This window comes from Endothiovibrio diazotrophicus (assembly GCF_054657215.1).
Genome location: NZ_BAAHXB010000369.1, coordinates 1 through 276 on the forward strand (window position 1 = coordinate 1; position 276 = coordinate 276).

Consider the following 276-nt stretch of genomic DNA (forward strand, 5'->3'; position numbering starts at 1 on the left):
GTCGTCACCTGCTCCGCCGGCCAGGGTATCGGAACCGCTGCCGCCGACGATCACATCGCCACCGGCCGAACCGGTCACCGTATCGTTGCCGCCACCGGCATCGATCCGCGCGATGTTCACCACCTCGGCGCCGCTCAGATCGATGACGTTGCCGCCGCCGGTGCCTGCGATCACATTGAACCCCTCACCGCCGTCGATCCGCTCCACCGTGTTCTCACCGGTGTAGCGGTGGACGCGGATGGTGTCGTCGCCCGCGCCGCCGACCACTTGGTCGAA

General features: G+C 68.1%; 1 protein-coding gene. It reads right to left on the reverse strand.

The features are described from left to right. A partial coding sequence (locus ACYQ2W_RS26855; RefSeq protein ID WP_459874215.1) for a calcium-binding protein occupies positions 1–276 on the reverse strand: 276 nt, incomplete at both ends.